Origin of the sequence: Gloeothece verrucosa PCC 7822, assembly GCF_000147335.1 — a bacterium.
Taxonomy (GTDB): Bacteria; Cyanobacteriota; Cyanobacteriia; order Cyanobacteriales; family Microcystaceae; genus Gloeothece; species Gloeothece verrucosa.
Genome location: NC_014533.1, coordinates 699,090 through 710,041, shown reverse-complemented (window position 1 = coordinate 710,041; position 10,952 = coordinate 699,090). Strand labels below are relative to the sequence as shown.

General features: G+C 39.9%; 8 protein-coding genes. 2 read left to right on the top strand and 6 right to left on the bottom strand.

Going from position 1 to position 10,952, the window contains the following annotated elements; translation table 11 throughout:
* Entirely contained in the window at window positions 1-825 is an 825-nt protein-coding gene (locus tag CYAN7822_RS29615; protein WP_013334652.1) for a hypothetical protein, read from the bottom strand.
* A gap of 395 nt (window positions 826-1,220) precedes the next feature.
* On the opposite strand from CYAN7822_RS29615, the gene CYAN7822_RS38155 reads away from it, so the two are divergent.
* Window positions 1,221-1,370 (top strand): hypothetical protein, encoded by a 150-nt coding sequence (locus CYAN7822_RS38155; protein WP_157871984.1) that lies wholly within the window; start codon window positions 1,221-1,223, stop codon window positions 1,368-1,370.
* 122 nt (window positions 1,371-1,492) lie between these two features.
* Here CYAN7822_RS38155 and CYAN7822_RS29610 read toward each other — a convergent pair whose 3' ends face one another.
* The 5 genes from CYAN7822_RS29610 to CYAN7822_RS29590 form a co-directional block, all read right to left on the bottom strand.
* A complete protein-coding gene (locus CYAN7822_RS29610) occupies window positions 1,493-2,461 on the bottom strand; it encodes a hypothetical protein (protein ID WP_157871983.1) in 969 nt (322 codons plus the stop codon).
* A gap of 160 nt (window positions 2,462-2,621) precedes the next feature.
* A complete protein-coding gene (locus CYAN7822_RS29605) occupies window positions 2,622-3,740 on the bottom strand; it encodes a ferritin-like domain-containing protein (RefSeq protein ID WP_013334650.1) in 1,119 nt (372 codons plus the stop codon).
* 174 nt (window positions 3,741-3,914) lie between these two features.
* Complete coding sequence (locus CYAN7822_RS29600; RefSeq protein ID WP_013334649.1) at window positions 3,915-5,903, bottom strand: hypothetical protein; 1,989 nt, start codon at window positions 5,901-5,903, stop codon at window positions 3,915-3,917.
* 675 nt (window positions 5,904-6,578) lie between these two features.
* Window positions 6,579-7,793 (bottom strand): 3-dehydroquinate synthase, encoded by a 1,215-nt coding sequence (locus tag CYAN7822_RS29595; protein ID WP_013334648.1) that lies wholly within the window; start codon window positions 7,791-7,793, stop codon window positions 6,579-6,581.
* 178 nt (window positions 7,794-7,971) lie between these two features.
* Complete coding sequence (locus CYAN7822_RS29590) at window positions 7,972-8,883, bottom strand: TatD family hydrolase (RefSeq protein WP_071881449.1); 912 nt, start codon at window positions 8,881-8,883, stop codon at window positions 7,972-7,974.
* Between the two features lie 715 nt (window positions 8,884-9,598).
* Between CYAN7822_RS29590 and CYAN7822_RS29585 the strand changes: the two genes are divergently transcribed.
* Window positions 9,599-10,933, top strand: a complete 1,335-nt coding sequence (locus CYAN7822_RS29585) for a hypothetical protein (protein ID WP_013334646.1) — start codon at window positions 9,599-9,601, stop codon at window positions 10,931-10,933.
* Window positions 10,934-10,952 lie beyond the last annotated feature (19 nt).

Here is a 10,952-nt window from a genome sequence, read left to right as displayed (position 1 = left end):
TTAATTTTTATTGTTGGATTTTTTGGGCGATAAGCTTGTTGCTAATGAAAGGGCGGTAAATATGGCAAACACCAAATTCGGTTCAGGCACAGTCACGGGTTCTTCTTGATTTGGCGTTAAATTAATTTTGCTTACTTTTAAGGCAGAGGTGATAGCAAAATCATCAACATCTATAACCCCAAAAGCTAAAGTATATTGTCCGGCAGCGAGAGTATACTTTAAGCTTTTTACTCCTGTACAACCAACAAACCCAAATGAGCAATTGGGCGATTTTTGAGTATTTTGGTAATCAGTTAATTTATTAACTTGTTGTCCGATTTGGACAAAGCCATAATCGTTGAATGGCCTTAGCGGCAATTCAAAAGTTTCATTGGTTAAAAATTCCCAGTCAAAACTCAATTCACTGCGAGTATTGACACTCAGGTTTGTTTTAATGGCAGAACCTTCATAAGCTACGCCTTCCAAATTAAGTTGGGCTACATCAATTCCTAAAAAAGTTTCTAACGAGCCAAAACCGACAACTGAGGCGGCATTGCCAGAAAAGTTAAATTCTCCTGTTTGCACAGCTAAGTCTATGTCATCATCGAATAAGCCATCGCTAGATAAATTTACTCGAGTTGCGCTTTCGATTTGTACATCTCCAGCTATTTCCCATCCCGATAATAAGTTAAGCTCTGCGCCCAAAACTCGATTGTCTAATCCCAAAATACCGACTATCAAAAAAAAACTAATATTTATGCACTCTTTTAAAGAAGAGATAATTTTTTTCTCGTTTGAGATTGAAGCTAAAGATTCAATCTCAAGCTTTACATTATTATTTTTCATAACTTACCAATATTTACAGGATAGTTGACATTGATATAAAATTTCTAAATTTATTACTTAAATATTTTTTCCTCAAAATAGTTGAATTTACTGACTATTCTCGAGTTAATTTATCTCACATTACTTTGTTTGTCAATGTATTTCGCGCCCTATTTGATTTAAATTCACTAAATCTTCATATTAAGTCTTTTGACTTTATCTAAAATTTATTTTAAGTTTTTGCTTATAGCCTAAAATCTATCGCACTCATAGAATAAAAACTCTTGTTAGCCCTAATTTTTTGATAGTACAATTGTTTTTTTTAAAAAGATGATCAAGGCGAACACGCAATGACGCGGAAGCGTTCGCCTGAAGGAATCTTATCCAGGATATACATAGACAACTGACTCTTGTTGATGGCTCAGGAGCAGCCTCAACCGAGACAGAGCAATAGAGGGGTTTCACCCGTTAATACTCCACTAACCACCTTCGACAGAAGGCTACTGCTTCATCTACAGCAGCAATTAAGCGATTTAATGGGTATATTTGAGCAATTTGAGCGATAAATGAAAAGAATACAGAATTATTCTGTCAAATTGTCTTAACCATTCTTCTCCCGCTTTTAACATAAAAGTTGTGTACAAAATTTTTCTGGATTTCTTCACATTTTCAACAGCCTAGAAACTGACTAATTTTTGCTATAGGTTAGCGCATCCAGACCGCTAGAGAGCTGATCCTTGCTCTTGCTTACGCTATTCGGGCAGTCGTTAGCAAACAAGCAGCACGATTCCAATTTGGGGGGTAATATTTCGACAATTTCCTTCCACATCAGTGGCTCTGGCTGTTCCATACGGAAATTGGTATAGTTTTGACTGACAATAGGCGCGTTTGGTTCAGGGTTAGGATCGCCAGAAAAGTAGAAAGATTGTGGATGCCGATAGGGTTTAGCACTTTTGTTAAAGCTATCCCCGGTTGAGTTTTTATTAAAAGCATACCCAAACAGAATGTCTTGATCGCCATTGGGGACTCGTATGGAATAAGCTTGCAGGGAATTATTGAGATGGGTGCTTTCTTCTGTATTATAGGGTAAATGCTTGATGAAATCGGTGCGGGGAGGATGGTTGTAAGGTGAAAAAAAGCAGATATTTGGCTTTTGGTTGGGGTTTTGGTCGTCATAACGCAGAAAATAAGCTTTATTACCCAGAGAGACAAAAGAACAGGTATAGTGGTTGTTTTGGGGGAAGATAGGCAAACACCGCTTTTCATAATGCTCCAGCATTGCACCTTCCCCGTCGCCATCTTCAGGAATGTAGGTGGAGTCGTAGTAGGTTGTCCCATAGGAAACCTCATAATCATCGGGAGTTAAGTCTTTTGGGGGCAAGTCGTAGGGAGGGGGAACCTCCTTATAATGTTGAAATACTCGATACATTGTCCAGTCACTAATCCACCACTGGGGGTATTCTGGATCACTGGGGTCATCTAAATTTCGTGTTGCTATGCAATTATCATTTGATTGGCCGCACCCTTCGGTATTATGTACGCCTTGCGAGAAATATATATGTCCCTTTGGATTATTGGCAACAGCTTTACAGCCGCCTAAACAGACGGTAACCACTAAAAAACAAGCCAACAAAGAAACTATGACTCGTTTGTTCATAGAGAGTATCCAACTTAAACAGTTCATGCAGACTCCGTCGTGAGTAAATAAAGTTAACTGTAAGATGTAGGTAAGTACCTGGACATAAATAAAGAAGCACTCCGCGCCACTTCGTGAACAATATGTAAATAAATGTCAAATTGAGGTCTAGATACTTATATCAGTCGTTTGAGGCATACTCGAAGGATGGGGCCAGGGACTTATCTACATTGTCCCAGGCTTTCGGGCTGGATAAGTCTTCAGGGGTTAGTATTGTCTCTGCCATTTTCTGGGCTTGTAACTTCAGATCAAACATTAAACCCATCACTGTATTCAAATAATTCGGCTCACCATTAAATGTTTTGTGTAGGCCGTTGAGGAGGCTAGTATAAGAGTAGTTAAACTGGTCTACCATACGTCGAGCCATCGTACCCGGTACATACATATTAGCCTTAGAATTCTCCACTAAATTATAGATGCCTGTTGGATCTAAAGGGATAGGTTGCGCTGTGTTATAGACAAACTCAAAGGGTGCTTTTTGATAAAGGTGATATCCTTGAAAAATCTCGCTGAATTTGTAGTAATGAGCCAGTTCTCCCTGAGAATCTAAGGGACTTGTCCCCACTCCTTCGCCCTGTTCGGCAATGATCATTAAAGCTCGGGTCGCCTCCTCTGGGTTGGTGACAGCAAATAGTAAGTTAGGGGCAAACCATTGCTCGTTAACCACCTGTCGCTCGGGTTTTCCAATAAAAATGTCAGGCCCTAATAGATGTATTTTGTCAATAATTGCCTGATAAAATTCCCCAATGGTATTATACTCTTCCTGGGTTCTCAACATAAAATTAAACTGTGCTTCCTGTTCGGCAAGATCACAGGAGATCGGAATATATTCTTTGGGAAATTCTTGGGGATTCTCTGGTTGTTCAATTCTCATAAAAATATTTTTGACCACGCTCAAGGAGAGCGGCGCAAGACCAACCACTAAGTCTGGTTCCACATTCCCCGGTAGGTTACCCGGATAGTGGGGAATAAAATTAGGCTCATTGATTACTGGTTGACCCCCAATAGCATTGAGAACATTGGCGGCAATAGTCATGTGTAACATTTCTTGACGCACTATCGATAGGATCAGAGCGGCAATTTCTTGATTGAAACCGGACTTGATCGAGTAGAAGGCAGTGAGGTAGGGCGGAATCGTTGAATGTTCTAAATCAATAGCATCTTGCAGGGGTTGGTATAGCTCAGAAGCACTTGATGCTTGACGAACCTTTTGAATTTGTTTTTGCAGTATCTTTACCATAGGGTTCTCCTCAAAGTAGTAAGGGTATTTGGCTATTAGGTTTAAAGGGAAGTTCTGTGACTACCTAAATTTAAACTCGGTTCTTGGCCCTCATCAGCAGTGCCGTCTCGCCGCATTGAGAGTTTTGTCAAACTATGTCCTGTTGCCGATGGTTTTGGCTTTTGTGAGCGCCATCTATTTGAAATTTTTGTAATTCCGGGTTGGGCTGCTGATGTTCTTATCTGCTGACCTAGAGATAGGTTGATCGGGCACGGTCATCTTACAGGGTGAAACAATCTGTTGGCTTGGAGAGCCATAAGCTAGGGTATATGTGCCATCTGAATTTTTCTGGCGTAACCATTTCAAAATTGTCGTGCGTTTAGGGTCAGACAAGTCACGACCCACTGGCATATAGTTGGGATCGCTAGGAGCGAGAGAAAAAGCTAGATCAAGAATAGCTCGATGGGTCTTAACTGATTCATAATTACTCAGATCAACCAATTTTTTGCTCATAATCGGATAAAGATTGGCATATTGCTGAAAGATTGGCTGAATATGCTCAAGCCATGTAGGTTGTTCAGGCACTTGATAGGTGTTGAATAACAGGAGAATAGCGCCATCAAGAATATGTTGCTGGTTTGAAGGCTGACGGTCAAGCAGGTAGATAATCTGGTAAATTTGTCCGTCAATATAACCGCGAGGATTATTGGGATCGGTCGTCTTAATATTTAAGATAGCTTTCCCCTGATTATGTGTTGTTAGGGATGAAGGAAAAATGACCGCCTCGGCGGGTATATTCGTATAGGGGATAGGAGCAAGGGGATGATCCTTACTGTCAACTGGCATTCCTGCCTCCTGCTCAGGGGTTGCAAGGGACATGATCACGTTTGCATGAGGTAAGGGTTGCCCATACTGAGCCGCAAACAGAGTTACATCAATTGTGTTCCCTGGTTCAACACGGTTAACAAAGTTGTCTGCACGAACCAACAAACCATTTTCACTCTCCCGAATGAGTACGGTTCCGTTACTGTTATCAATCATCTGAATCAGGGCGAGGGGTTGATTGAAAACTAAAGGATAATACGCCTCTGGTATTTTTGTAGACCATATCCCAGCAGTTCGATTTAGCCAGTCTGGATCTTGATCATATTGGTAAACAATTTCGTTTCCTAAAAGAATAAAATTGTGGTCTTTAGTGACTTGATCCCCTTCAGCAGGATAAGTTTCGTTTTGAGGGCAAAGCACCGCCAACCGTAACCTGCCGAGATCACACATCTCTATATATTCATTGTTCTGATTTTCATTTTCGATGGTGAATGGCAGAGCATTGCCTAAATCCAGGAAGATTGAGGATGAGGGTTGATCAACTGTGCCATTGAAAAAGTTGATTTTGTGTCGAAGAGGATTTTGGTTTGGTAATATTTTCGGAACCATGCGTCGTCCAATTACGACAGAGTGAGGTTCATTCGGTACATAGGGGCCAATGGCTCCTACTAATCTGCCGAGAGAAAATCTGTTGACTTTAGGGTCTCTTTTGTAGGCAAAGGTATTTATCATAATTGACAGCATTCCATTTTCCCCTTGAAATGCTTCAGTCACTTCTTTCAGTTCTTGGAGAAACCGATATTGAGATAAATCTGTCGCCCACTGTAGATGGGTAAGCACTGATTGGAAAGCCGCAGAGGCGGGTTGATCCCAATCTGCTATATTTCCTTGCTGCCGATTTAACCAGAGATCCCTAAAGGGTGCTGGTTCAAATTGACCAACAAGCAAGTCCTTACCATTACTGTCACTTAACCGAATGGTCAGCCCCCAAATTTCCGAAGAGGACTGCCATTGAGGATCAAGATCTACTAATTTAGCGCCAACTCGGTTATTAGAACCATTGATGTAAAGACCTACTGAGTGATCACCGTTAATAGGGGTTGTTGCACTACTGCCATCTTGATAGTAAACCCCTCGAACCGTCGAGTTAATGATGCGGAATGCCCCAGAACCTACTGGGTTCCAATAACCGTTATAAATTATGTCTGGGTTACCGGCGGGATACGCATTGACAAAAAGCTCTTGAAAACGATCCTCGAAGGTCGTATTGTCGTAGATCCGAACATCGTTGTTGACTGTTGAAACATCGGCTTGAAAGTCACCTGCAAACACCAGACGTAATGGATTTAGATAACTCATTATTGTTTTTAACTCTCAACAGAATAAACTATAGCGATCATATCATTTTTTTCTGCCATATTAATCAAGTTTTTTGTATTAAACACATCACAAAATTTAAACTAAATTTTATCAATAAATATTGTTGAAAAGAGAAAATAAGTCAATCATCAAGTTTGATAAATGACTAAATTTTAGATTCTTTTTAATCTATTTATTGGACTAAAATTATCAAAAACATTCTTCTACTGATTGGCTTCAATCATCAATTAAAGAAGAAAAAAATCAGTAAAAACTTAATATTTCTGCTCGGATTAGCTTTTTTTGTTTAGCTGTAGTTTTTCAAGTAACGCAATAAGTTAAAATGCCTACTTTTTTTCCACACCTTTTTTTCTTGCCCACCACCTGTCAAACGCAAGTTATCTTTATTGTTGTTCAGGTAGTTATTTGTGCTTTTTTACTCAGTTGGTCAAGTCTCTGAGGTGAGTTATATACCTTTTGTTCATGGTAATTTAACTTAGATATATTAAAATCGGTTAATTTACAAAAATTAATATTATTTTTTCCTGGGTGTATTGAGTTTATTTTTCTGACATATTCTGATATAATGTATATTTGCTATATAGCTTAATACATAATCATACTCGTCTTCAAATATTTTTCCAGCTATTTCATCTTTCTTGATAAATATTATTGCTAAGAAAACAAGTTTTCTCTTTGGCTTTTTACCCAATTTTCTAAAACATTAACAGATAGTTGATAGCATTTTAGATCAACTTGATGGACTTCTCTTACTTTTCCAATTTCTTGTAATAAAGTGATAGTTAATTCTCCTCCTAAGTGTTGTTGAAATTCAGATAACCCTTGAAATAATTCACCGTTATAACTGGTTAGTCCTAATTCTGATATATAAAAACTAAAACCGAGTGCAGCCAGTGTTGTGAGAATTTTTTGCCAATGCTGTTGTGAAAGTAGCCCTGATAAATAAGAATAGGTACAATCAAGAGCAAGGCCAATTGCTACTGCTTCTCCATGGCGGAGGCGATAATTCGTTAAATGTTCCAAGCGATGAGCCGCCCAATGACCAAAATCTAAAGGACGAGAACACCCGTTCTCAAAGGGATCACCACTGTTAGCAATGTGTTGTAAATGTAACTGGGCACACCGATAAATTACTTGTTCCATAATTGACCTGTCTCGACTGACAAGTTCTCCAACATATATACTGATGAACTCAAAAAAATCAGCATCTTTAATGAGTGCGACTTTAATCGCTTCTGCAATCCCTGAGCGCCAATCTCGATCATCTAGGGTGGTCAAAAAATTAAAATCATTTAAAACTGCATAGGGAGGCGCAAAAGTGCCGAGAAAATTTTTTTTCCCAAAAGCGTTGACCCCATTTTTAACTCCAATACCAGAATCATTTTGAGCTAATACAGTAGTCGGAATTCTAATTAAACGAATCCCCCGATGAGCGGTAGCAGCAGCGTAACCCACTAGATCGAGAACGGCTCCGCCACCGATAGCTAAAATATAAGAATGACGACACAATCCTACTTGATCGATAAAAGCATGAATGCTCTCTATTAATTTGGGAGAATTTTTACACTCTTCACCCCCCTTGACAATAATAGGTTTGCCGACTAAAGTAAAAAAGTTTTGGTGATGCTCGCTATAATCTTGAAGTTTTTTTAATAACTGCTGATGGTGTTGTAAAACTCCTGAATCTATGACGGCAATAGCTTGTTTAATTCTGGCTTTTCTATCGGCGACCATAATTTTTGCTAATAAAGGATTGTTGGTTTCAAATAGCCCTCTTGTAAAATGAACATCATAGTGAAATGTAATAGGAACACTTTGATGAATCGGTTGAAAATCTACTTGTGGTTTTTGATCAATCCTAATGGTCATAATCGTATGAGTAAGAAAATAAGCTACGAGTAAACTGCTTGCTTGTATTCGGGATTCATGGTTCTTGGGGAAGAGGCAAAGGCTTAATCCTTTATTAGTTTTCTTCAAAAATTCTGGTTTTTGCCAAAGATTATTCAGGTGAGGTATGGGAGTTCTGAATCTGCATAATCTATCTTCTCTAGTCAATGAGAATATAATTTTGGCTGGATTCTTCTACTACAGGCTTTTGTCCTCGCAAAACCGAACTACTACCAAATAGTTGTCGTTGATCAACGGGTTGAGGATTAAGCCAGTCATGCTCATTCATTTGACCACTTTGACTATAAGCCACCAAGGCATTTTCATAACATACGGCTTTAATCTGCCCTTCTCTAATACCATTTTCTCGCATTAACTGAGCCGTTTTAGGAACAGCTAAGGGATCGCTGATCCCCCAATCTGCACTACTATCTACAATAATGCGATCACATCCATATTGACGGACAATTTCTACCATCCGAGCATCGCTCATTTTGGTATGGGGATAAAGGGTAAAACCCGCCCAAAAGCCCCGATCTAACACTTGCCGGACAGTTTCTTCATTATTGTGATCCACAATTACCTGAGACGGTTTTAACCCATGCTCTAAACAGACATCCATGCTTTGAAGAGTACCTGCTTTTTTGTTGCGGTGCGGAGTATGAATCAACACCAGCATATCGAGTTCTTTCGCTAATTCCAACTGGAGACGAAAGTATTTATCTTCTGCTGGAGTCATATCATCATAACCAATTTCACCAATAGCAACCACTCCTTCTTTACTCAGATATAAAGGTAACAGTTCCATTACCTCTTCTGCTAGGGGTTCGTTATTGGCTTCTTTTGAGTTTAATCCTATCGTGCAATAATGACGAATTCCAAACTGTGCGGCTCGAAAGCGTTCCCACCCTACTAGAGTGTTAAAATAATCTTGAAAACTTCCCACATTTGTGCGGGGTTGTCCCAACCAAAAAGCGGGTTCAATCACGGCGACAATTCCAGCTTGTTTCATCGCTTGATAGTCATCCGTAGTACGGGAACTCATGTGAATATGAGGATCTATATAATTCATAAAATTTGTCAGTACGTCATTGATCATTGGGTAGGAGCGCTCGGAAAAAGCACCCATTGGTTATTAGGAATTTATGATTTTCTGTAGCCAATACTTTTAAGAGTAATAAGTTAACAAAGAGTAAGAGGTTACAAGCAACCCCGTCCACACTCCAATGATGAGAACACCATCCAGAGCGAAGGGTTTTAATGGCTTGCCTATCATCAAGCGTTAGCCTCAGATCTTCCTTGCCACTATAACTTAGAATATTAACATAAAATAGATTTTTAAAGCTATTTTAGGTAAAATTAACTTTTGTAAACGAGCGATCTCAATATTACTCATCCAAATTACTATGAAAGAAAGGTGCATTAGTCACCTCAGAGACTTTACCAAGTTAGAAACACAGCCACTACGAAGATAAATCGACTTAGCTAAGTCGAAAAAATTTCATGTTCGTTAAAGGATTAAAACGGCGGATTGACTAACAAAGAATACTGAAACTAGATTCTCATTTTGCTTTGTTTTTAATGTTTAGACAAGGTGTCATCCTATGTAAGTTAAGTCTTAAACTTCAAGTTATATACTTAGTCCGGATCTACAACCATGCAACCTTCGAGGAGCGTCAAGTGCCAAATGGCTCCCTGTTCATCGGCAACGGCCGCAACTTGCGGATACTTGAGACTAAAAGCATTAGTTGATTGAAAATTTCCAGCTAGAGAGGATTGAAACACTCATGAATAAATCAAAAAGGCGATCACTACTCAAAAGATGCCTATTCATAACGATTATCGGCTTCTGTTTTCTCCTGAGCAGCTTGATCTATATACCAGCAGCCAGTAGTGCGCCTACTGAAATAGATTCAGCCTGTCAAGGACTCAATATTGAGAAGATTATGGCGATATTGGCTGACGAAGAACTTTCTAAGCAATTTGCTCAAACTCAGCCAGATTGCTACGCTTGGGATTTGTTCATCGCCTTGAACTGGCCGGGGCGGGAAGATCAACCTTGGCGGCCTGATCCTAACAAAGAAATTGGTAATCCGGGGGTAGTGGTCTGGGAAGGTTGGAAAACAACCAGCGAAGTCTTTTTACCAAACGGGGCTACCCCTCAACCTTGGGGAACCCAGAAGCAAGTCCCCCTAGAGGTCCTGCAAAAAGCAAAAGAAATAGGATTACCTGTTGATGAACCCTTTCAAAATATCGGTTCGATCCAGCAGGTATCCGGTCTAGTCTTCAAAGCTAACGAAGACAATCAAGGTAAACCGATTCGCTATGAATTAGCGATGAACAAAAGCACTTTTGACTATATCTTGGGAAAGAATCCCTACCAAACAGGACTTTACAAAATTAACGGCCAGGAACAAGCGGCAAAATCTTGTCAAAACAGTCAGATTCCGGCCTGGGATTGTATCGATTTTAATTGGAATGCCAAGGAAATCAAAACCTCGTGGTTGTGGCTAGACAAAACTAATCCTCAGTACGACACGATCAACAACACCTACATAACCAGCAATGCTTACTATCAGGAGATCGGCAAAAACGGTCAGCCAGTGATCGATAGTGCAGGGAAACCCGTCTATCAAGTAGGACGCGCCGCTCTAACCGGAATGCACATTACCTCTAAAGCCCTGTCCAATTGGGTCTGGACAACCTTTGAAAATGTCAATAACGCCAAATATACGACTTCCTTTATTGAGTTAGGAATTCCCGAGGAAGCACAAGCCGTCAATAATCAGATTCAACCTCTATTGCGAGAGAAGGGAAGCAAATATGCTAATTACGAATTAGTCGGGGCCCAAATAGGTTTCAACCAACCCACGCTATTAGCCAATTCCCAAATCGAATCTCATTTTCAGCCAGCCTCGTCTTGTATTACTTGTCATGCCTTTGCCAGCATTGCCACGAAGAATACGGGACCTTTCCGCCTGTCGTTTGTGGATACAAGAGGAGGTAACTTATCCTACTATGTGGGCGACATTCCTCAAGAGATTTTAGACCAGATTGAGCAAAAGGAATTCATCCCTATGGATTTCGTTTGGTCATTACGACTAGCCAAGCGCCAGCGTTAAGAAACTTAACTCGACTTCA